Source organism: Nocardia arthritidis NBRC 100137 (assembly GCF_001612765.1).
GTDB classification, from domain to species: Bacteria; Actinomycetota; Actinomycetes; order Mycobacteriales; family Mycobacteriaceae; genus Nocardia; species Nocardia arthritidis.
The window spans coordinates 1-21,110 of the sequence record NZ_BDBB01000031.1 but is presented as its reverse complement, the minus strand read 5'-3'; the positions used below and the strand labels follow the sequence as shown (position 1 = coordinate 21,110).

The following is a 21,110-nucleotide window of genomic DNA, read 5'->3' as shown; positions in this document are numbered from 1 at the left end:
ACTCGTCGAGGCGGGACCGACGACGAGCGCCATGGGGACTCCAACGGGACGGTCTGCCCGGTCATCGGGCAGACGGGAGCAGTCGGGCGACGGGGTGTGACCCCAGTCACAATCGCATGGTTCGGTTGCCAAGAGTACACGTCAAGATCGATTTGCTGAAGGATGTCCGCGGTGCGCGGCGCGGCCGCGCACCGGCTCGGAGAATCGGCGGTTCGACCTCTTGACTAGCGGAAAATGTGGAGGAGACTAGTCATTACACCGGAGCACCGGTAGGTGAGCGCACGGTCAGCCGAGACGTCGGCAGGCAGTGAAGACACCGACCCAGGATCCGGCTAGGCCCCCGGTAAGCCAGTCGAAACACCGGAGTCGTCAGCGACGACCGACGCTCACGGTTTCGGCGAGACTACCGGGGACTGATCTGTGTAAGGGGTCTTTCTCCTGAGTTCCAACGCTCGCGAACCCGATCGAGCGGTCGGCCGAATCGGCTCACTTCCACGGAATGCTGGTGGTTGACTAGCCGTGTGCCGGCTGTCTCGGCCGCACATCGGCAACCCGTGTCAGGAGGCACTCGCAATGCCCACACATGACGGAAGCTGGCCGCAGGGAACGCCGTGCTGGGTCGACTGCCAGGTCGACGATCCGGCGCGCGCCCGCGAATTCTACGGCGCCCTCTTCGGCTGGGAGATCGAGGACAGCCCGCCCGAGGCGGGCGGATATCTGATGGCGATGCGCAACGGCCGCGCGGCCGCGGGCATCGGACCCAAGCCGGAAGGCATGCCGATGCCGTCTGTGTGGACCACCTATCTCGCCGCCGACAGCGCCGACGCGATCGGGGAGAGGGTCAGCGCGGCGGGCGGTGCGCTGATGATGAAACCCTTCGACGTGCTCGATGTCGGCCGCATGTTCGTCGGCGCCGACCCCACCGGCGCGGTGTTCGGGGTCTGGGAGGCCAAGGCCCACGCGGGCGCGGGCATCTACAACGAGCACGGCGCCTACTGCTGGAACGAACTGCACACCAGCGATTACAAGCAGGCCCAGGAGTTCTACGCCGAGGTGTTCGGCTGGCACTACGCCGAGATCGGCGACGGCGAGCACTTCGTCTACTCCACCTTCAGCCTGACGCCCGACGGCGACGCCGTCGGCGGCGTCAACGACTCGACGAAGATGCCGGGCGACAACCCGTCGTATTGGCTGACCTGGTTCCAGGTCGACAACACCGACCAGGCGCTGGCCGACGCGGGCGATCTCGGCGCCACCGTCATGTCCGGACCCGACGACAGCCCCTTCGGGCGTATGGGCATCGTCCAGGGCCCGCAGGGCGAGGTCTTCGGCATCATCGATCCCACGACCACCGTCGGCGAACCGCCGAGCGGCGCCTGAGCCGTGTCGGCGGAGCGGCGAGGTGAGCGCCGCTCCGCCGACGGGTCGTCTCGCCGCACGAAGGTGGAGCAAGGGCGGGTGCGTCGCGCGGCCCGCTACGGATCCTCGACTACTCCGTATCGGAGGTCTCGCGACTGTGCGCCTCGGCGTCGATGAGTAGTTGGGTGGCCCCGCGTCTGAGAGGCGCGGCCGAGCGCGCCTATTACGGCGTGACCAGCCCGTGCTGATGGGCGTAGACGACGGCGTGGATGCGATCGCGCACGCCGAGCTTGGCGAGGACGCGGGACACGTGGGTCTTCACCGTCTCCTCGCCGACGCCCAGTTGCGCGGCGATCTCGGCATTGCTGTGCGCGTCGGCCAGTAGGAGCAGTACCTCGAGTTCACGAGCGGTGAGCTGGTGGACTTCCGGCGGGGTGCGCGGCGGCGCGAGCGTGCTCGCGAAGCGGGAGACCAGGCGGCGGGTCATCGAGGGATCGATCAGCGCGTCGCCGCGCGCCGCGATCCGGATGGCCGTGACCAGTTCCTCGGGCGGCAGGCTTTTCAGCAGGAACCCGCTCGCGCCCGCCTGCAAGGCGCGATGCAGGTTGGCGTCGCTGTCGTAGGTGGTGAGCACCAGGACGTGCGTTCCGCCCGCGGCGACGATCGCGCCGGTGGCGGCCAGCCCGTCCAGCTTCGGCATCCGGACATCGAGGATCGCGACATCCGGTCGCAGCCGGGCGGTCTCGGCGATGGCGGCGCGGCCGTCGCTCACCTCGGCGACGCAATCGAGGTCCGCCTGGCTGTCGACGACGGCGCGCAGGCCGGAGCGGAACATGCTGTGGTCGTCGGCGATCAGGATACGGATGGGCGGGTTCACGATCCTCCGATCGGCACGGACACCGTGGTGTGCCACTGCGCGGCGTCGCTGCCGTAGTCCAGTTCGCCGCCGAACAGCTCGGCGCGGCGGCGGATCCCATTGAGGCCGCGCGGGACCGAGGTGTCGGCGGCGGCCGGTTCACGGGCGAGGGGATTGGTCGCGCGCAGCACCACCCGCTTCGGCAGGTACTCCACCTCCAGCCGCGCGTGCGTGCCGTCCCCGTGCCGCAGCGCGTTGGTCAGCATCTCCTGCACGATGCGATACAGGGTGATGTTCAACGAGTCGGGCAGTTCCACCGCGTCGCCGCGCACGGTCGTCTCGACCTGCAGGCCGGCCGCGCGGACGTGCTCGATCAGCCCGTCGATGTCGGCGAGTCCCGGCTGGCGCTGCCCGTCGTCGTCGCGTCCGTGCAACAGATCGAGCTGGCGGCGCAGATCGACCATCGCGGCCCGGCTGCTGGACTCCACCGCGGACAGTGATCGGGCGGCGGCCGGGTTCGCCGTGCCGCCCAGCGCCAGCCTGGCGGCGCCGGCGTGGATGCCGATCGCGCTGACGTGATGCGAGATCACGTCGTGCAGGTCGCGGGCGATGGCCGCCCGCTCGTCGGTGACCGCCCGCTCCAGAGCCACCCCGTGCTCCTGCTGTCGCAACCGGGCACGCTGCTCGAGGTCGGCGATGTAGGCGCCGCGCGCGGCTGTGTAACGGCCGACCAGCCAAGGCACGCAACCCGCGGAGACGGTGGAGGCGAGCAGTAGCCGCCAGTCCTGGGCGGCATTGCTTGCGGTGAGCGCGTGGGCGGAGGCCACGCCGGCGCACAGCAGCAGCATGGTCAGCACGGATTTCGGCCCGGCGAGCCATGCCCCCGCGCGATATCCGGCCACCAGGAAACCCACGTCGGCGAACCGCACCGGGAACCCGTGGCGGTGCAGCAGCAGCGCGGCCAGCAATCGCACGAGCACCTGCGCCACCGCCACCACCCCGGCGGTCCGGGGCGGCGCGGCCAAGGCCAGATCGGCGGCGACGATCGCGGTGATCGCGGCGGCCGTCTGCCATGGGGCCACGGCGAATACGCCGCACAGCCCCAGCACCACTGCGTCGATCAGGGCCGCTGCCACGGCCACCACCACCGACTGCCGCGCCAGCGACCTGCTCACATCCAACAGTTCGCCACCGCCTCCGTCCGGTTCAGCGTCGAGTTACGCGGCGATCCTAGCGAGCGCGCCCGGCAGCGCCGACCACTCACTGTGCCCGCCGACCGAGCCGCGCGCGTCCCCCGCGCGGGGGACGCGCGATCCCTCGTCGGCGCGATGTTCTCGAGGCCGCGCAGCCGTAGCGTCGATGTCGACGGCGGACGATGAAGGAGAACTCATGGGCCGTGTGGAGTTGTTGAGCTATGCCATTCCCGCGTTCGCGGTGCTCATGCTGGTGGAGTGGATCTCCTACCGGCGCGATCCCGACCGATCCGGCACCAGCGGGTCGGCCCGCGACACCGCGTCCAACATCGCGACGTTCACCCTGGGCCGGCTGGTGAAACCGCTGATGCAGTATCTGGTGCCGTTCTCGGCGGTGGTCGCCGCCGCCGCGATCACCCCGCTGCATCTTTCGCCGCGCTCGTGGTGGGTCTGGGTACTCGGCCTGATCGTCACGGATCTCTGCTACTACTGGGCGCATCGCGCCGACCACCGGGTGCGGCTGATGTGGACCGCGCACAACGTGCACCATTCGAGCGAGTACTTCAATCTCTCCACCGCGATCCGGCTCTCTTGGCTGCATCCGGTCCCCAATATCCTGCGCGGGCTGGCGTGGGTGCCCGCGGCGCTGCTGGGGTTTCCGGCCTGGATGATCTTCCTGCTGCAGGGCATCGGGCTGCTGTACCAGTTCCCGATCCACACCCAGCGCGTCCGGACGCTGCCGCGCCCGATCGAGTTCCTGTTCAACACCCCGTCGCACCACCGTGTCCACCACGGCTCGAACAAGCCCTACATCGACAAGAACTACGGCGGCATCCTCATCATCTGGGATCGCATGTTCGGCAGCTTCGCCGCCGAATCCGAACCGGTCCGCTACGGCCTCACCAAGAACATCGGCACCGACAACCCGCTGAAGGTCAACTATCACGAATTGGCCGCGCTGATCCGCGACGTGCGTGGTGCGAGCACCTGGCGCGGGCGGCTCGGATACGTCTTCGGTCCGCCCGGCTGGACCGAGCATGCGGCACCGGTCGCGGTGGTCGAAGCTGCGACAACCGGCCGGACGGTGGAACGCGCCGGACAGCTCACGTCCTGAACGCGGTGTGGTAGCCGGGTGCGGCAGCGGACGATCCGGCGTCAGTCACCGTCGAGATAGAACGTCACACTCGCGATGCTGTCGCCGCCGGCCGCGAACTCCACGATCGCGACTCCGGCGACCGCGCCGAGCCGCACGCTCGCCGTGACGGTGCGGCCCGCGGCGATCACCTTGCTCCAGCGCATGTTGCGCACCCGGTTCGTGAATTCCTCCACCGATACCGGCGTGCCCGCGGGCAGCTCGAGATAGGCCCGATGCCCGAGCAACTCGCGCACGCGGCTGAGGTCGGTGCTCGCCGCGGCAGCGAAAAGCCCCGTAGTGGCGCGTTTCCCGCGGCGACCCACGCCGCCGAGCGCCTGCAGCATGCCCAGCGCCCCGCCGACGCCCTGGTTGACGATCAGTTGCGGCCCGAGCTTCAGCGCGGCGGCGAACCCGGGCAGCCCGGTGCGCAGCAGCTGCCAGATCATGCCCGCCAGCTCCCAATGCGCGGCCAGGTGGGCGATCCGCCACGCACCGTCCCGCTCGACCAGCCGGTAGCGCAGATGCATCGGTACGAAGACGGTGGCGCCGGTGGACATCGTGGTGACGATGGTCAGATCGCGCACCACCGTCGGCGGATGGACCAGGTCACGGTCGACCCGGAACGCGATGGTGTTCGGCCCGACGAAGGTGTCGTAGAACCGTTCGATGGCGGCGCGGCCGACGTGCGGGCGGGATCCCACCGGATCGTTGACCTCGGCGCCGGGGGCGAACAGTCCCACCCACGCGGACTTGTCGTGCGCGCCGACCGCGCGCGGCGACGCCTCGACGGCCGCGAGCAGCGCCGCGGCCGAGGGATCCAGCGGCATGGGCAATACCTCCGTTGATGCGAGCCGGGACTGGACACATGGTAGAACAAGTTCTAGTTTTGGCGTCGCGTTCCGGTGTCACGCCGGTCGCCTCCGCACGGCAAGGGGTCTCGATGGACTGGTATACCGGGAACACCGCCTACGACACCGTACTGACGATCGGCTTCGTGTTCGCGGCGTTCGTCGTCTTCGGCGGCTTCTTCGCGCAGAGTCCCTACGGGCGGTTCGCCTCGACCGAGGTCGGTTTCAATCTGAACCCCAAGCTGGGCTGGTGGTTGATGGAGATGCCCGCGACGGTGGTATTCGCGATCTGCTATCTCGCGGGCCCGAACCGCTTCGAGCCCACCTCCTCGGCGCTCGCCGCGATCTGGGTACTGCACTATGGCAATCGCGGCTGGTTCTTCCCGCTGTCCATCCGGCAGATGCCCGGTAAGCGGAGCAGCTTCAACATCTCGGTGCTCGCCGCGGGCGTGTTCGTCACGGCGCTGCACGGCTATCTCAACGGCAGCTTGTTCGGTCACGACTATCTCGATCAATACGGACCGGCGTGGTTGACCGATCCGCGGTTCCTGCTCGGGCTCGTCTTCTATCTGGGCGGGTTCGCGTTGCTGGTGCGCTCGGAGTCGATCGTGCGCAACCTGCGCGACAAGAACGATCCGGGCGCCGCCGAATACCGGATTCCCTACGGCGCGGGTTTCCGGTTCGTGAGCAGCCCGGCCTACCTGGGTGAGTTGATCGCCTGGGCGGGCTTCGCGCTGGCGACGTGGTCGTTGGCCGGCGTGGTGATCTTCCTGATCACGGCGGGCAATCTGGTCCCGCGCGCCTTCGCCACGCACAAGTGGTACCGGGAGAAGTTCGCTGCGTATCCGGTGGACCGGAAAGCGTTGATCCCCTTCGTCGTCTGACCCCGCGACCCTGCCGGTCGGGGGGATTTCGAGCCAACAAATTGCATCGGACGTCCTGTTCATCGACCGTTTCCTGTGGTTTATGAGATTGTGAGTCGAAGAACGATGCAGAAACGCTGCATCGGGTCGGTTTGGGGCTACAGTCGGGTCATGGGTATCGAGTACGCGAGCGTCATCGATCTACCCCGGTCCGAGGTGTTCGCCTGGCACGCCCGCCCCGGCGCGCTGGCCCGCCTGGCGCCGCCGTGGCAGCCGGTGTCACCGCGTGCCGAGTCGGACTCGCTGTCCGACGGGCAGGCGGTGCTCGGATTGCCCGGCGGCCTGCGCTGGGTGGCCCGGCACGATCCCGGCGAGTACGACCCGCCGCGCCGGTTCGTCGACGCGGTCACCGTCGACGGCGTCGGCTCGCTGCCGGCCGGATTGCTGCCGTGGCGGCATACCCACGATTTCGAGGTCGTCGACCGGACGCATACCCGGGTGATCGACCGGGTGGACGCGCCGGTGCCCGCCACGGTCCTGCGGCCCATGTTCGCCTACCGCCACCGGCAGCTCGCCGACGACCTCGCTGCGCACGCGCGGGCGGCGGGGGAGGGTTTCGTGTCCAGGACCGTCGCGGTGACCGGAGCGTCCGGCCTGGTCGGTTCGGCGCTGACCGCGTTCCTGTCCACCGGCGGGCATCGTGTGGTGCGGCTGGTCCGGCACGCGCCGCGCGCCGCGGACGAAAGACGATGGGACCCCGCGGATCCCGCGCCGGATCTGCTGGACGGCGTGGACGCGGTGGTGCATCTGGCCGGGGCCTCCATCGCGGGCCGATTCACCGCCGGGCACAAGCGCGCGATCGCGGACAGCCGGATCGGGCCGACCCGCAGACTCGCCGAAGTAGCGGCGCGGGCGGCGGTGCCGGTCTTCGTGAGCGCCTCCGCGATCGGCTACTACGGCGCCGATCGCGGCGACGAGACGCTGACCGAGCAGTCGATGCGCGGCGACGGCTTCCTGGCCGATGTGGTCGAGGAGTGGGAGGCCGCGACGGTGCCCGCCGCCGAAGCGGGTGTGCGGGTGGTGCGCGTGCGTACCGGGATCGTGCAGTCTCCGCGCGGAGGCACGCTGCGGCTGTTGCGCCCGCTGTTCACGGCAGGGTTGGGCGGGCGCATCGGCGACGGTCGTCAGTGGCTGTCGTGGATCGGGATCGATGACCTGATCGACGTCTACCATCGGGCGCTCTGGGACACCGGACTGTCCGGGGCGGTCAATGCCGTTGCCCCCCACCCGGTTCGCAACGCGGAGTACACCAAGGTCCTGGCGGGCGTGCTGCACCGTCCGGCGCTGTTCCCCGTACCCGGGTTCGCTCCCGCGTTGCTGTTGGGCCGCGAAGGCAACCGGGAAGTGGCGTCCGCCAGTCAGCGCGTCGTTCCCACCCGGCTGACGAAAGCCGGTCACCGATTCCGCACCCCCGCCCTGGAACCGGCGCTGCGTCATCTGCTCGGCAGGCCCGCGGGGTGACGTGGGAGGCCCTGGTCCCGGCCGGGCCCCCGGCGCTCCCGTTGCGGTAGCGGATGCGGTACCCAGCATCGGCGTAGGCGAGATACCGCCAACGGGGACATCGGTAGTTTGGTGCTCGATAGTTGCGGCTCATTCTGCTGCGACGGCCGCCGCACCGGTTTCCACATTGCAGATGCATCAATTTCGCATCGATCATGGAGGGGTGAAGCGAGCTACCCGAGCCGTGCGTTCAGGCGAGCCGGTCGGCGGCGTCGAGCAGGCTGTCGACTCGTTCCACGCCCTCGGGGAGGAGGACCGCCTCCCATCCGGGGCCGCCGACCAGCACGCGCGCGCCCGCGCCGAGGCAGGCGCGGACGGCGGAGGTCAACGCCGTGGACTCCTGCTGCGACCACAGCAGTACGGCGGCGGGACGGTCGAACCGGGCCAGGGTGTCGGCGAGTGCGGTGGCGGGCACGTCGGCGCCGAGCATCCGCGCTCCGGCGCCGCGTTCGGCGAGAGCCGCGCGCAGCACCTCCAGCGGAAGCGAATGCGTCTCTCCGCTGGTGCACGCGAGCACCACGGGCGTCGCGCCGTCGGCCGCCGACGGCGGGCTCGTCCGGTGCAGCACCGAGATGACGCACCAGGACAGCAGGTGCTCGACATCGATGCATCCCTCGCCGCCGAGCTGGCGATCGACGATGTCGGCGAAAGCGGGGCGGCACAGCAGGTCCCAGGTGTCCACTACGCCGAACGCGCGCACGTGCGCTTCGAGCTGGCTGGACACCGCGGTGGTGTCCAGCGCGAAAGCCGCGGCCAGCAGCGATTCCCGGTGCCCGAGCGTGGGCGCGGGTCCGCGCACCGCCGCCGCCGCGCCCGCCGGGCTCGCACCCGCGCGGATCAGCGTCAGCATCCGCTCCAGCATGGCGATATCGGCCTCGGTATACAGGCGGTGCTTACCCGGGCGGTGTTGCGGTGGACCGATGTTGTAGCGGCGATTCCAGCTGCGCAGCGTCGCGGTCGGGATACCGAGACGTTCGGCGACCGCGCGCACCGTATATCCGGCCGCGTCGGACACAGGGACAGGACCGGCGGGCATCGCCCTATTGTGCCCGTCGCCGCCGACGGGATCATTCCCGCCCGGGTTGTCGATGGGTCCGCGCGATGGCGCCACGTCATCCTCGATTTCGTGCCCCGACGTTCCGTGCGGGCCGCCGTGCGGTCCGAGCACGGGTGGGCGAGTGCCGGGCGCCGGCGTCCAGGGCGGTGAGCAGCGGCGGCCGCGGCGCGACGGCATCCGAGCGGAGCGACTGCCCGGCGCGCGGCGGGCGATTCGCGGAGCGAGTCGGCATCGAGACGGAACCGCGGACTCGCGAAATCGTCGCTTCGACGCACCTCGGTGGCCGGTTACGGCGCGGTCGACGATCACGGGTCGCCGAGCGGCCCGAGCGGGACGGTGGTTCGCGGGATGAGCGCGCCCGTGTCCGACGGTCGCGCGGCCCCCGATGCCGGTGCGCTGTCCGCCGCGTCATCGATCCTCCGGGAACGAAATATGTTGCATCAATTATGCATCGTTCTGTGCTAGAGTGGACAGCGTCGCCGATTTCTAGGAGTTAGCGTGCATCGTCGCAATCTGCTGCGTACGTCGACCCGCCTGCTCGCCGGGGTGGTGTCGGCGCTGTCCGTGACGGCGCTGGCGGCGGGCGGTTCCGCCGCGGCGTTCAGCCCGGCCGACGGGCCCGCCCCGGTGCCGCGGCTCGAGCTGGAGCGGTACTTGGGCACCTGGCGTCAACTCGCCGCCATCCCGCAATACTTCAATCTGAACTGCGCGCGCGACACGCAGGCGAACTACACACTCGATCCGCAGGGCGACATCGCGGTGCGCAACACCTGCACCACGTGGGCGAACACGCGCAACGAGATCAACGGCACCGCGACTGTCAACGACCGGGAGACCGGGGCGCAGCTGCATGTCAGCTTCCCCGGCGTGCCCACCCAGGATCGCAGGGAGGGGCCGACCAACTACATCGTCACCGCGCTCGGCCCGGACTATTCGTGGGCGGTGGTCACCGACCCGAGCCGGATATCCGGGTTCGTCCTGGCTCGCGAGGTTTCGCTGGACGCGGATGCCTGGCAGCAGGTGCGCGCGGCGATCACCGCGGCCGGTCAGAACACGTGCGTGTACCTGACCTCGCCGACGACGGGCGGTGAGTCGCGCATCGTCCCGCTCTGCGCGGGGTGACCGGGATGCTCGGCACCCGCGAGGGTCGCGTCGTCGGCGGTGTGGCTGAGCCGCCCGATGCCGCGCCGGCGCGGCCCTCATGGGCGCCGAGCACGATTCCACCGTCCGGCAAGGAGGCCCGAGGATGAGAATTCGCGCCGTACGACGGGTGGGTGCGCGATGACCGTCGCGATCGCTCTGTTCACCCGCGACCTGCGGGTGCGGGACAACCCGGTGTTGACCGCCGCGCACCGGGAGGGCGCCGCGGTAGTGCCGTTGTTCGTGCTCGACGACGCCATCCTCTCCGGCCGCTTCGCCGCGCCGAACCGCGCGCGGTTCCTCGCGGCGGCTCTGGCCGAGCTGGACGACGAACTGCGCGCACTCGGCGGCAACCTGGTCCTGCGCCGCGGGGACGTGGCCGCGGAGGTCGATCGCGTGGTCACCCAGGTGCACGCCGAGAGCGTGCACGTCGCCGCCGACGTCAGCGGCTACAGCCGCCGCCGGGAACGCGCTCTGCGCCAACGACTCGCGCGCCGCGACTGTCAGCTGCATACGCATCCCGCCACCATCACCGCCGCCGATCCGCAAACGCTGCTGCCCGCCACCGGGCGCGACCACTTCGCCGTCTTCAGCCCGTATTTCCGACGCTGGTCCGAAGCGCCGCGGCGCACACCGCTCGGCACGCCGCGCGGCCTCACGGTGCCGGAGGTGTCGAGCCTGCCGCTGCCGGACGCGGGGGAGCTGTGCGCGGGCCGGACATCGCCGCGGCTGGCGGTGGGCGGTGCGACGACGGGACGAAAGATGCTGCGCGACTGGCTGTCCGGGCCGGTCGAGCACTACGCGCGCGACAACGACGACCTCGCCGCCGACGCAACCTCGCGGCTGTCGCCGTATCTGCACTTCGGCTGCGTGTCTCCGGTGGAGCTGGTGCACCGGGTCGACATGTCCACCGAGGGCGGGCGCGCGTTCGCCCGGCAGCTGGCCTGGCGCGACTTCCACCACCAGTTGCTGGCCGCCCGCCCATCCGCGGCCTGGTCGGACTACCGTGCCCGCGAGATCCGCTGGCGCGAGGACCCGCAAGCCGTCGACGCCTGGCGGGAGGGGCGCACGGGGCATCCGATCGTGGACGCGGGCATGCGGCAGCTACACGCGGAGGGCTGGATGCACAACCGGGCGCGGCTGATCACGGCCAGTTTCCTGACCAAGTCGTTGCGCGTCGACTGGCGGGTGGGGGCGGAGCACTTCTTGCGCTGGCTGGTGGACGGGGATCTGGCCAACAACCAGCTCAACTGGCAGTGGGTCGCGGGGACGGGGACCGACACCAGGCCGAATCGGGTGCTCAACCCGCTGCGCCAAGCCGAGCGCTACGACCCGGACGGCGCGTACGTCCGGCACTGGATTCCCGAGTTGGCGCACCTCCCCGGTGCGCGCGTCCACCGGCCGTGGCGCGAGCAGGTCGATCCGGCGGACTACCCGGCGCCGATCATCGATTTCGTCGGAATGTAGTGGCCGCGAGCGGTCACCCGACCAGCTCGCCCGGCCGGTCCGCGGCCACCGCGGCGTCGGCGACCGACTCGAAGGCTCGCACCACGTTCTCCAGTTCGTCGCCGACCTCCCGCATACCGGCCACTGTCGTCAGGTCGTCGGTGTCGAAGTACCACCGCGCGAACAGGCGGCGGAAAGCGTCGTCGGCGTCGTCGGCCAGCCGCAGGATCTCGGCGCGGTAGTGTGCCGCCCACATGGAGTCCAGCGGCGCCGCGAACGATCGGGCCGTGTTCTGCCCGCACTCCTGCACGATGCCGATGATCTCGACGAGTTCGTCGGCGAGCACTGTCACGCGGTGCCGGTTCGCGAGCTCGGCCGTCGTCCGGAGATGGATGACGACGCTGTGCAGCGCCCGGCCCAGCGCGCACCGGCCCGCCGACTCGCCGAGCAGTTCGCACGCGATGTCCGCACTGCGATCGGCGAGCGGCGTCAGGCGCGCGGATACCTCCGCGTGGTCGGCGGGGATTCGATGGAGCATGCCGAGTATCGCCGCGGCTTGCCCTACCGTGTCGGCCGCATGCCGAGAACAGTCGTGCGAGTCCTCCCGGACCAACGGTTGCGACGACGTCACCTGTGCTCCTGTCGATGGATCGAAATGCCTGTGCGGTGCGCTGATCGGCCCCGCTGTCGCGACCGGTCTCGCGACACAGATGATTCGACGAGCGGGGCACCGTGGATGAACCTCGCCGATCCGCCCGAACGAGACCCGGCGCGCGCTTGGCGAATCGCGTTCGCGCGCGCTTGAATTGATGTGTCGAGGATTTGCCATGTCCGAGGAAAGGGGCCTGTCGTGGGCACCGTCGAAATCGCGATCACCATCGGCCGTATCATGGACACCCTGCAGAAGGCGCTGATTCTGTTCATTCTCTGATCGACTCGCGATTCCCGGGCGCGCGGATGGAGGTTGCCCGGGACTACGTGAGAATACGCCGAAAATTTGCTCGGTCGATCAGTCGCCGTACACCGACCGGTGGAAGCGCCATGCGTCGGAGACGATGTCGGCCAGATCCGGTCGCTGTGGCTTCCAGCCGAGCCGGGCGCCCGCCTTGCCGCTGGCGGCCACGCAGACGGCAGGATCGCCCGGCCTGCGCGGACCGTAGTGGACCGGGAAGTCGCGTCCGGTGACCTCCCGCACCGTGTCGAGCACCTGCCGGTTGGAGTAGCCGCTGCCGTTGCCGAGGTTGTACACCTCGTATTCACCGGGGCGGATGGCCTCCAGCGCCAGCAGATGAGCGGCGGCGAGGTCGGCTACGTGCACGTAGTCGCGGATGCAGGTGCCGTCCGGCGTGGGATGGTCGGTACCGTAGAGCGTGAACGAATCACGTTGTCCCGCCGCGGCTTGCAGCAGGATCGGGATCAAATGCGACTCCGGGTCGTGGCGCTCGCCCAGCCGCATGTCGTGCGCGACGACGGCGCCGGAGGCGTTGAAATAACGCAGTGACGCGGCGCCGAGTTCGCTCGCGCCGCACTCGCCCGCGATCATCATGTCCACGGACGCCTTGGTCGCCGCGTACGGATTGGCCGGACGCACTTCCGCGTTCTCGTCGAAAGGCGTGCTTCCGTCGCCGGTGTACATCGACCCGGTGCTGGAGAAGATGAGTCGCGGGATGCCGGCGGCGCGTATGGCGCGAAGCAAGGCGAGCGAGCCTTCGATGTTGTTCCACCAGTATTTTTCGGGGTTCGCGACCGATTCGGCGACTTCGATCTTGGCGGCGAAGTGCAGCACGCCGTCGAAACCGGACGCGGGTGTGAGCACGTCGGCGACACGGTGGATCGACAGCTGGTGGAATGCCGCGCGCGCCGGAAGGTTCTCCGGGAAGCCGGTGGACAGGTCGTCGAGAATCTCCACTTCGTGGCCGGCGTCGACGAGCTGGTGGGCGACGACGCTGCCGATGTAACCGGCGCCGCCGGTGACGAGAAGCTTCACGGCTGTCCTCTCCTGGTGGGCGGATGGCGGAGGACCTCAGGGTAGTCCCTGGCGGACGCCCGGCGCGCCGGAGGCTTTCTCGAAGCTGTCGATTCGCTGTAGGAGCAGATTCGAGTTGCCAGGAGGTTCCCAGCGCAGTATCGGAGTGTCTCGAGATCGCGCACCGAGGATTGTCTCCGCGGTCGAAGTTCGGCCGGGAGCCCGACGGGCCGGATCGAGGAGACAAGTATGAAGGTGTTGAAGTCCAAGGTGGCGAAGGCGGCGGTGGCCGGGGGTATCGCGTTGGCCGCGGTCGGCGCGGGCGCGGGTGTCGCGAGCGCGGATCCGGGTCACAACGATCGCGACCAGGGCCGCGACCACGCTCCCGAGCAGCAGCACCATGGCGACCCGCAGCCCAGCCCGCACGGCTTCTGGTTCTTCGACCAGTGGGTTCCGCTGCCCTGAGTCCCTCGCCCATACCGTCGTCAGGTCGATTACCTCGCAGGTAATCGACCTGATCGGCGTTCTGGGCGAGGCTCGGGGCATGGTGACGAACAGCATGCGGCAAACCCGCTCCCCACTGGCCGGTGCCCTGCGCGGCCTGGCGCTCGGACGGGTCGCGCTGGGGTCGGCCGCTCTCGTGGCGCCACGGACGTTGACCAGGGCGCTCGGCGTATGTCCCACGCCCGAACTCGACTACATGACCCGGATCTTCGGCGCGCGGGCGATCGCGCTGGGCCTGGGGTATCTGACCGCCCCCGCCGAGGAACTGCCACGCTGGCAGCGTCTGGCGTTGCTCGTGGACATCCTGGACACCACGCACGGCGGGGTGCGCCTCCTGCGCAGTGACGCCCCGCGCCCGGCCGCGGTCGCCATGGTCGCCCTGACCGGCGGCTACATGCTCGTCGGCGCGACCCGGCTGGCCAGGGATCTGTGGTGAATGCCTTTGGCACACTGGTGCGATGGCGACCGTTGTGGCATTCCACGCGCACCCGGACGACGAGACCCTGCTGACCGGCGGGACCTTGGCCAAGCTGTCCGCCGCCGGGCACCGGACGGTGATCGTGGTGGCCACCGATGGCCACATGGAGGATCTGGATGGCCGCAAGCCGTTGCGCCTGGGCGAGTTGGAGGCCGGCGCCGCCGCCCTCGGCGTGCACCGGGTGGTGCACCTCGGCTACGCCGACAGCGGACACGGCGCAGTGCTGTACGCCGACCCGCCGGACCGGATGCGATTCGCCCGCGCGGATCCCGAGGAGGCGGCGCGGCGGTTGGCCGCGATCCTTCGCGAGGAGCACGCGGAGATTCTGCTCAGCTACGACAGCAACGGCGGATACGGGCACCGCGACCACGTCCGTGTGCACCGAGTGGGCAAGCGCGCGGCGGAACTCGCCGGTGTGTCGCGCGTCCTGGACGCCACCCTGCCGCGCGAGGGTTACACGCGCCTGGTTCGTTCGCTGGAGCGGTTGCGGGTCCCCTTCCGCTACGACCCGTCGGCCCTCGCCACGCTGTTCAGTCCGCGCTCGGCGATCACCCATCGGATCGATGTCGCCGCCCATGCCGCGCAACGCAAAACCGCCCTGGCCGCCCACCGCTCGATCATCGAGGGCTCCAGCCGCTTCGCGACCATCGCGAAAGTGCTCCTGCGCCTGCCCAACCCGGTCCTCGCCCGTGTGATGCACTGGGAATGGTTCGCCGAAGAAGGCGCTACCCCCGGCTCCGGGACCCCGCTCGACGACATCTTCCTACCCGCGCCACGCTGAGCGGCGGCCGCCTACGCCATCGGCGATCCGATGCGCACCGCCAGGCCGTCCGACAGCTCGGCGTCCCTGGGGCGCCGCGCACCGGCGCGGCGCAGGCCGACGGTTTCCGTCGGGGATCGCGCTGAGCGGACCCCGTGCTACCCGGACCGAGCCCACTCTCCTACGGGCAGGCTATCGGCGGGTTCCCGGGGCAACACCACGGTGAAGGTCGCCCCGCGGCCCGGTTCGCTGTCGACCGAGACCCGGCCGCCGTGTGCGGTCACCAGCGCTTGCACGATGGACAGGCCGAGGCCGGTGCCGCCGCTGGTCCGGGTGCGCGAGGCGTCCGCACGGTAGAAGCGTTCGAATACCCGCGCAGCGGCGTCGGGCGACAGGCCGGGGCCCGTGTCGATCACGGCGACGCGGACGCGATCGGGCGCGGCTGTGAGCCGCACCGTGATCGCCGCTTCGCGCGGAGTGTGGGTGAGCGCGTTGCCCAGCAGGTTGCCCAGGACCTGGCGCAGGCGCGCCTCGTCGCCGACGACATCCATGGTTCCTTCGCCCTCGCCGATCACCAGGGTGATCGAGCGGTCCGGCGCGGCGGGCGACGGCTTCTGGCGGGCGGCGATGGCCCGCGCGTTGTGCACGGCGTCGCCGGCGAGCGCGAGCAGGTCTACGGGTCTGCGCTCCAGCGGGCGCTTCTCGTCCAGCCGCGCCAGCAGCAGCAGATCTTCGACGAGCACACCCATGCGCTCGGCCTCGGCCTCGATCCGGCCGACCACCATTCCCGTATCGGTACTGGCGCCCTGCCGGTACAACTCTGCGAAACCGCGAATCGTGGTCAGCGGCGTGCGCAGTTCGTGGCTGGCGTCGGCGACGAAGCGGCGCATCCGCGCTTCCGAGCGTCGGGCGGCTTCCTCGGAGGCCTCGGTCGCGGCCACGCCGTGCTGGATCTGGGCGAGCATCTCGTTCAACGACCGCGCCAGATGGTCGACTTCGGTGTCGACGCCGCGCACCGGCACCCGCCGGTGCAGGTCGCCGCTCGCGATCGCCGCCGCGGTCTGCTCCACCTCGCGCAGCGGCCGCAGGCTGCGCCGGATCACCAGGTAGCCGACGGCGCCCAGGGCCAGCAGAGCCGCTGCCCCCGTGCCGACCTCGAAGAAGATCAGCCGCGAGACCGTCTCCTGGTTGTCGGTCAGCGGCAGGCCGATGGTGGTGGAACCGTATTCGTTGGTCGTGGTCAGCACCCGCCAGCGCACCGGCGAATCGTCCGAGGAGTCCACCGTTCTCGGCGTCTGGGCGCTCGCGCCGCCCAGGTCCGGGGCCCCCGCGGCGCTGTTGCCTCCGGGCGGGTCCGAATACACCTGGCCGTCGGCTCCCGTGCGCAGTTCGAAGAACCGGCGCGGCTGCTCGCCCACCGATCTCGGCTGCACCGGCGCGGCCGGGAGATCCGCCGGAATCCATTGCGTGCGACCGTCACCGGTGATCACCCGCCGCATCGGACGCGGCTGCGCCCAGGACCGCGCCGCGTCGTAGAGCTGCTCGTCGGTACGCTGGGTCAGCGATCGGCTCAGCGCCGAGGTCACCGCCGCACCCGACGCGAACAGCGCCGCCGCCGTCAGCAGCAGCAGCACGATCACCAGTCCCACCCGCAGCGGGACCGCCGATATCCGCCGCGCGAGTTCCGTTCGTACGCTCACCTCCGGCTCGCCTGGGGTTCGCGCAGCACGTAACCGACGCCGCGCAGCGTGTGCAGCAGTTTCGGTTCGGTGGTGTCGACCTTGCGCCGCAGATACGACACATACGACTCGACCACGCCCGCGTCGCCGCCGAAGTCGTAGCGCCAGACGTGGTCCAGGATCTTGGGCTTGCTCAGCACCTTGCCCGCGTTGACCATGAAGTAGCGCAGCAGGGTGAACTCGGTCGGTGACAGCGACACCGGCGCACCCGCCTTCCACACCTCGTGACTGTCGTCGTCGAGCACCAGATCGCCCACCGTCATCCGGTTGACGCCCTCGTCAGCGGACTGTAGGCCGCTGCGGCGCAGGATGACTCGCAGTCGCGCGATGACCTCCTCCAGGCTGAACGGCTTGGTCACGTAGTCGTCCGCGCCGAGGGTGAGTCCGGTCAACTTGTCGTCGACGTCGTCGCGCGCGGTCAGGAACAGCACGGGCGCGGTCACCCCGTCGGCGCGCAGCCGCCGCAGCATCCCGAATCCGTCCATACCGGGCATCATCACGTCCACGATCAACGCGTCCGGCCGGAATCCGCGCACCCGATCCAGTGCCTCGGTGCCGCTGAGCGCGGCGGCCACCTCGAACCCCTGGAACCGCAGGCTCACGGCGAGCAGTTCGATGATCATCGGTTCGTCGTCCACGATGAGGACGCGGGCTTCGGGTTCGGTGCCGGTCATGAGTCCATGATTGCCTCGCAGGCACGGAGCAACCTGCGAGCAAGCTGGGTGTTTCCTGGGAGCGCACCACTGGCCGGGCGCGCTGTTCACCGTCCTTCGCGTCCACCATGCCCGGTGCGGCTGCCTGCGCCTGGTGTCCGATCCGGGTGCCCGGGCTCGTCGGCGACAAGCGATGCGATCGTGCGTCAGCAAGGGGTCTGTGCGGGCAGCCGATCGGCATGCTGTGCGCCGCACCGCGGATCATCACTGCCCGCGATGGTGTGTGCCCCTGGGCTTCGGCCCCATGGTTCGTGGCGATTGCCGGACCGGCGAGCTGATCAGGTGGTGGGCTCGCCATACGCCTCGGTGCGCCCTCGCCGCGGGCGATCTGTGGCGGCCGCCTCCGGTGGTTGCCAGTGCCGCGCCGAACTCGAAGGGCCGGCGGCGGTGTCGAGGCGCTGCCGCCGAACACGCGGCAGGAGTATCGCCGCACCGTGCGGCGCGGCGATACTCCTGCGGTCGAATTCCGGGCAATCAGTTGCCGGTAGGTGCGGTCAGGTCGTAGACCGTGATGTTGCCGACCGTCTTCGCGGTGTAGTGCGCCTTCACCCACTCGGTGATCTCGTCCGCCGCCGACTTCTCCCCGCTGGAGCCGGGGCGCATGCCCTGCCCCTGCGCGACGAAGTAGTGCACCTCGCCATCGGCCACATACTGCTGGAACTGCGCCGGCGTCGGCGCGTCGTCGCCACCGCCGAAGCCGCCGATCGCGATCACCGACGTGCCGGTGCGCAATTCCAGGCTCGAGGCGGTGCCGGAGCCGATGCTCGCCGCCGACCACCGGCTGTCGGTGTTCTCCAGCAGGGCGTCCAGCTCCGCGTTGCCGGCGCTTCCGCCCGGTCCACCCGCGTCGCCGGTCGACCGGCCGTCGCCGGCGGCGGGCGTGTCTCCGATCGGCAGCTCGGTACCGGCGGGAGTGGTGTCTCCCGTCGGCAGGTCGGTGCCGTCCGCGGAGCCGGTGCGGCCGTCGGTCGGCGGACCATCCGCTCCCGCGCCCGGCCCACCTCCGAGCCCGCCCATCGAACCTGCTTGCGCGGGCCCGGAGGTGGGGATGCCGCCGCTGTGCGCGTGCGTGACCGTCTCGACCGCGTAGGCCGTGGACCCGGCGACTCCGCTGAGCAGCGCGGCCGCCGCGATCGTCACGGCGATCCCGCGCGACCGGTGCGCGCCTACCAGCAGGCCCACCGCCGCGAGTGCGGTCGAAACCAGCACCGTCCAGCGCAGCCAGGGCAACCAGTCCGGTGTGCGGTCCAGCAGGACGAAGCCCCAGCCGCCGGTGACCGCCGACAGCAGCGCCAACGTGATCCTGGCCGCCGCGTGCCCGCGCCGCCGCCACAACTGCGTCACCGCGATTGCGGCGACACCGGCGATGCCCGGCGCCAAGGCCACCGTGTAGTACGGGTGGATGATGCCGCTCATGTAGCTGAATACCAGGCCGGTGCCGAGCAGCCACCCGCCCCAAAGGATCATCGCCGCCCGCAGCCGATCGGCACGCGGTGCGCGGCGGCTCAGCCACAGCCCGGCGACCAGGCCGATCAGCGCCGTCGGAAGCAGCCAGGACACCTCGGTCGCCATGCTGCCGCTGAACAGCCGGGCCAATCCGGTGTCGCCGCCGAACGCGCCGCCCATGCCGCCGCCACCGGGTCCGCCCGAGCCTCCGCTCGGATTGCCGCTGCCGCCCAGCAGCCGGCCCATCCCGTTGTAGCCGAGCGCCAGTTCCCACAGGCTGTTGTCGGTCGAACCGCCGATATAGGGGCGCGAATCCGCGGGCCAGAGCTCGACCAGCAGCACGTACCATCCGCCCGCGACCACCATGGCCGCGCACGCGGTGAACAATTTGACGATCCGGGACCAGAAGCCTCCCGCCGCGGCGACCAGGAACACCGACCCCAGCGCGGGCAGGACCAGGAACGCCTGCATCATCTTGGTCAGGAACGCGAATCCGATGACCACACCGGCCAGCGCGAGCCAGCCGGTGCTCGCCGAACGCCAGCGCAGCCCGGGTGCGTCGATCGCCCGCACCGTGCAGTAGGCCGCCGTGACCAGCAGCAACGTCAGCAGGGCGTCCGGGTTGTCGAAGCGGAACATCAACGCGGCCACCGGAGTGGCCGCTAACGCAGTACCGGCCAACAGGCCCGCGCCGGGGCCGCTCCACCGCCGCACCGCGCCATACAGCAGGGCCACCGAGCCGACGCCCATCAAGGCCTGGGGCGCCAATAGCGACCATGAACCGAATCCGAGCAGCCGCCCGGACAGCCCCATCACCCACAGCGCCGCGGGCGGCTTGTCCACCGTGATCGCGTTGCCCGCGTCGTGCGCGCCGAACAGCAGCGCCTTCCAGCTCTGCGTGCCCGCCTGCGCCGCGGCGGCGTAATACTCGTTCGCCCACCCGGAGACCGTCAGGTTCCAGAAATACAGCACCGCGGTCGCGACCAGCAGCGCGAACAGCGCCGGGCGCGCCCACCGCGGTTGAGTCGCGGGCCCGAAGAACGCGCGATCCGCCCGTGATCGCTCGAGGGCCGGGGCGCGATGGGCGCCGACGGGTCTCGCGACGGCCTCCACGTCCGGCGGGACGCTCGTTGTCGACGCCATGATCTTCGCCTTCCTTCCGTGTGAACTTCTCCTCGAAGGCTAGGAAGGCTGCCTGCCCGCAACCTGGGGCAAACCTGGGAGTGCGCTGTGCGGGCCGACGGCGTCGAGCGGGGTTCGGGCTCGGATCAGCGGCGGCGAATTCGCAGGATGTTGTCTTTGCGCGTGCCGGGCTGTCCCTCCGGCCCCGCGTGCTCGCGCTCGACCTCGTCCTCCACTTCCACCTGCCATTCGGCCGGGTCGAGCGCGAGGCCGGCGCGAACCTCGGCGGTGGTCGGGAAGTGCACGTCGGCGGGCGGTTCCAGCACCCAGCTGGGCCATTGCGCGTGCCCGACGATCAGCAGCAGCCCGCCGGGCGCCACCGCCTCGGCGGCCCGGCGCAGGATTCGCGTCCGTTCACCGTCCTCGGCCGCCGGTGAGTGCAGATACTGCGCCGTGACGAGGTCGTACCGCCCGGACGGGAAGGTGTGGTCGAGATCGTGCCGCTGCCAATCGATTTCGCTGGGCAGCTGCTGTCGTGCCGCTTGCGCCCTGGCGCGGGCCAGCGCGGTCTCCGAGACGTCCACCGCCGTCACCCGCCAGCCACGCTCGGCCAGCCAGATGGCGTCGGCGCCCTCGGCGCAGCCCAGGTCCAGTGCCGTACCGGGGGCGACCGCTTCGATCTCCCGCACCAGCAGGAAGTTCGGCCGTCCCGACCAGATCTGGTCGCGTTCCTGGTAGAAGGACTCCCAGTACTCGACCGTCGTCGTCGGCGCGGTCCGGTCCTGGTGGTGGTGTGTCGCACTCATGCGTCCCACCATCCACCGGCCCGACCGTATCGGCAAATATCGTTGCCGGTTCGGCAACCAAGGCGGTTGCCGGTTCGGCAACCGCCTCGGGCGGCCGCGGCGGGGCGCCGGGCCCTGCC

At 70.3% G+C, this 21,110-nt stretch carries 19 protein-coding genes; 9 read left to right on the top strand and 10 right to left on the bottom strand.

All coding sequences use genetic code 11. The annotated features are described in order from the left end of the window. Nucleotides 1-573: 573 nt before the first annotated feature. Nucleotides 574-1,380, top strand: a complete 807-nt coding sequence (locus tag NA8_RS21740; protein ID WP_063052193.1) for a VOC family protein — start codon at nt 574-576, stop codon at nt 1,378-1,380. Between the two features lie 202 nt (nt 1,381-1,582). On the opposite strand, the gene NA8_RS21735 is transcribed toward NA8_RS21740, so the two are convergent. Together NA8_RS21735 and NA8_RS21730 are read right to left on the bottom strand one after the other, a co-directional pair. Further along, nucleotides 1,583-2,236: a response regulator gene (locus NA8_RS21735; RefSeq protein ID WP_084466980.1), complete on the bottom strand. Its 654-nt coding sequence runs from the start codon at nt 2,234-2,236 to the stop codon at nt 1,583-1,585. Beyond that, nucleotides 2,233-3,390, bottom strand: coding sequence for a sensor histidine kinase (locus tag NA8_RS21730; RefSeq protein WP_245663942.1), 1,158 nt, complete (start codon nt 3,388-3,390; stop codon nt 2,233-2,235). The genes NA8_RS21735 and NA8_RS21730 overlap by 4 nt, the downstream gene beginning before the upstream one ends. Before the next feature lie 214 nt (nt 3,391-3,604). Between NA8_RS21730 and NA8_RS21725 the strand changes: the two genes are divergently transcribed. Beyond that, the gene (locus NA8_RS21725; RefSeq protein WP_063052191.1) at nt 3,605-4,522 is read left to right on the top strand and encodes a sterol desaturase family protein; all 918 of its coding nucleotides are present in this window, start codon (nt 3,605-3,607) and stop codon (nt 4,520-4,522) included. A 41-nt stretch (nt 4,523-4,563) separates the two neighbouring features. Here NA8_RS21725 and NA8_RS21720 read toward each other — a convergent pair whose 3' ends face one another. Further along, nucleotides 4,564-5,370 (bottom strand): nuclear transport factor 2 family protein, encoded by an 807-nt coding sequence (locus tag NA8_RS21720; protein WP_084466979.1) that lies wholly within the window; start codon nt 5,368-5,370, stop codon nt 4,564-4,566. Nucleotides 5,371-5,483: 113 nt separating this feature from the next. On the opposite strand from NA8_RS21720, the gene NA8_RS21715 reads away from it, so the two are divergent. Beyond that, the gene (locus tag NA8_RS21715) at nt 5,484-6,275 is read left to right on the top strand and encodes a phosphatidylethanolamine N-methyltransferase family domain-containing protein (protein WP_063052189.1); all 792 of its coding nucleotides are present in this window, start codon (nt 5,484-5,486) and stop codon (nt 6,273-6,275) included. Nucleotides 6,276-6,425: 150 nt separating this feature from the next. Next, a complete protein-coding gene (locus NA8_RS21710) occupies nt 6,426-7,775 on the top strand; it encodes a TIGR01777 family oxidoreductase (RefSeq protein ID WP_063052188.1) in 1,350 nt (449 codons plus the stop codon). Nucleotides 7,776-8,004: 229 nt separating this feature from the next. Here NA8_RS21710 and NA8_RS21705 read toward each other — a convergent pair whose 3' ends face one another. Next, complete coding sequence (locus NA8_RS21705; RefSeq protein WP_063052217.1) at nt 8,005-8,850, bottom strand: MerR family transcriptional regulator; 846 nt, start codon at nt 8,848-8,850, stop codon at nt 8,005-8,007. Nucleotides 8,851-9,369: 519 nt separating this feature from the next. Here NA8_RS21705 and NA8_RS21700 point away from each other — a divergent pair. Further along, nucleotides 9,370-9,993: a lipocalin family protein gene (locus NA8_RS21700; protein ID WP_245663941.1), complete on the top strand. Its 624-nt coding sequence runs from the start codon at nt 9,370-9,372 to the stop codon at nt 9,991-9,993. Between the two features lie 159 nt (nt 9,994-10,152). Then, nucleotides 10,153-11,478 (top strand): cryptochrome/photolyase family protein, encoded by a 1,326-nt coding sequence (locus tag NA8_RS21695; RefSeq protein WP_063052187.1) that lies wholly within the window; start codon nt 10,153-10,155, stop codon nt 11,476-11,478. 13 nt (nt 11,479-11,491) lie between these two features. Here NA8_RS21695 and NA8_RS21690 read toward each other — a convergent pair whose 3' ends face one another. Then, nucleotides 11,492-12,088 (bottom strand): hypothetical protein, encoded by a 597-nt coding sequence (locus NA8_RS21690; protein ID WP_063052186.1) that lies wholly within the window; start codon nt 12,086-12,088, stop codon nt 11,492-11,494. Nucleotides 12,089-12,466: 378 nt separating this feature from the next. Then, on the bottom strand, nt 12,467-13,444 hold the full coding sequence (galE, locus tag NA8_RS21685; protein ID WP_063052185.1) for a UDP-glucose 4-epimerase GalE: 978 nt from the start codon (nt 13,442-13,444) through the stop codon (nt 12,467-12,469). 237 nt (nt 13,445-13,681) lie between these two features. Between galE and NA8_RS21680 the strand changes: the two genes are divergently transcribed. The 3 genes from NA8_RS21680 (at nt 13,682) to NA8_RS21670 (ending at nt 15,186) form a co-directional block, all read left to right on the top strand. After that, a complete protein-coding gene (locus NA8_RS21680; protein ID WP_063052215.1) occupies nt 13,682-13,888 on the top strand; it encodes a hypothetical protein in 207 nt (68 codons plus the stop codon). Nucleotides 13,889-13,967: 79 nt separating this feature from the next. Continuing rightward, nucleotides 13,968-14,363, top strand: a complete 396-nt coding sequence (locus NA8_RS21675) for a hypothetical protein (protein ID WP_245663940.1) — start codon at nt 13,968-13,970, stop codon at nt 14,361-14,363. A gap of 22 nt (nt 14,364-14,385) precedes the next feature. Next, nucleotides 14,386-15,186, top strand: coding sequence for a PIG-L deacetylase family protein (locus NA8_RS21670; protein WP_063052184.1), 801 nt, complete (start codon nt 14,386-14,388; stop codon nt 15,184-15,186). A 137-nt stretch (nt 15,187-15,323) separates the two neighbouring features. Here NA8_RS21670 and NA8_RS21665 read toward each other — a convergent pair whose 3' ends face one another. From NA8_RS21665 to NA8_RS21650, 4 genes are all read right to left on the bottom strand, one after another. After that, nucleotides 15,324-16,865, bottom strand: a complete 1,542-nt coding sequence (locus tag NA8_RS21665; RefSeq protein WP_063052183.1) for a sensor histidine kinase — start codon at nt 16,863-16,865, stop codon at nt 15,324-15,326. After that, a complete protein-coding gene (locus NA8_RS21660; RefSeq protein WP_063052182.1) occupies nt 16,862-17,578 on the bottom strand; it encodes a response regulator transcription factor in 717 nt (238 codons plus the stop codon). The genes NA8_RS21665 and NA8_RS21660 overlap by 4 nt, the downstream gene beginning before the upstream one ends. A gap of 513 nt (nt 17,579-18,091) precedes the next feature. Next, entirely contained in the window at nt 18,092-20,206 is a 2,115-nt protein-coding gene (locus NA8_RS21655) for an ArnT family glycosyltransferase (RefSeq protein WP_063052181.1), read from the bottom strand. A gap of 125 nt (nt 20,207-20,331) precedes the next feature. Further along, nucleotides 20,332-20,991: a class I SAM-dependent methyltransferase gene (locus NA8_RS21650; RefSeq protein ID WP_063052180.1), complete on the bottom strand. Its 660-nt coding sequence runs from the start codon at nt 20,989-20,991 to the stop codon at nt 20,332-20,334. Between the last annotated feature and the right edge of the window lie 119 nt (nt 20,992-21,110).

Excerpts from the sequence above, each read along its gene's own strand:
- NA8_RS21740 (WP_063052193.1), top strand. The coding sequence starts at position 574 with ATGCCCACACATGACGGAAGCTGGCCGCAGGGAACGCCGTGCTGGGTC.
- NA8_RS21725 (WP_063052191.1), top strand. The coding sequence starts at position 3,605 with ATGGGCCGTGTGGAGTTGTTGAGCTATGCCATTCCCGCGTTCGCGGTG.
- NA8_RS21720 (WP_084466979.1), bottom strand. The coding sequence starts at position 5,370 with ATGCCGCTGGATCCCTCGGCCGCGGCGCTGCTCGCGGCCGTCGAGGCG.
- NA8_RS21715 (WP_063052189.1), top strand. The coding sequence starts at position 5,484 with ATGGACTGGTATACCGGGAACACCGCCTACGACACCGTACTGACGATC.
- NA8_RS21710 (WP_063052188.1), top strand. The coding sequence starts at position 6,426 with ATGGGTATCGAGTACGCGAGCGTCATCGATCTACCCCGGTCCGAGGTG.
- NA8_RS21705 (WP_063052217.1), bottom strand. The coding sequence starts at position 8,850 with ATGCCCGCCGGTCCTGTCCCTGTGTCCGACGCGGCCGGATATACGGTG.
- NA8_RS21695 (WP_063052187.1), top strand. The coding sequence starts at position 10,153 with ATGACCGTCGCGATCGCTCTGTTCACCCGCGACCTGCGGGTGCGGGAC.
- NA8_RS21675 (WP_245663940.1), top strand. The coding sequence starts at position 13,968 with ATGGTGACGAACAGCATGCGGCAAACCCGCTCCCCACTGGCCGGTGCC.
- NA8_RS21670 (WP_063052184.1), top strand. The coding sequence starts at position 14,386 with ATGGCGACCGTTGTGGCATTCCACGCGCACCCGGACGACGAGACCCTG.
- NA8_RS21660 (WP_063052182.1), bottom strand. The coding sequence starts at position 17,578 with ATGACCGGCACCGAACCCGAAGCCCGCGTCCTCATCGTGGACGACGAA.
- NA8_RS21655 (WP_063052181.1), bottom strand. The coding sequence starts at position 20,206 with ATGGCGTCGACAACGAGCGTCCCGCCGGACGTGGAGGCCGTCGCGAGA.
- NA8_RS21650 (WP_063052180.1), bottom strand. The coding sequence starts at position 20,991 with ATGAGTGCGACACACCACCACCAGGACCGGACCGCGCCGACGACGACG.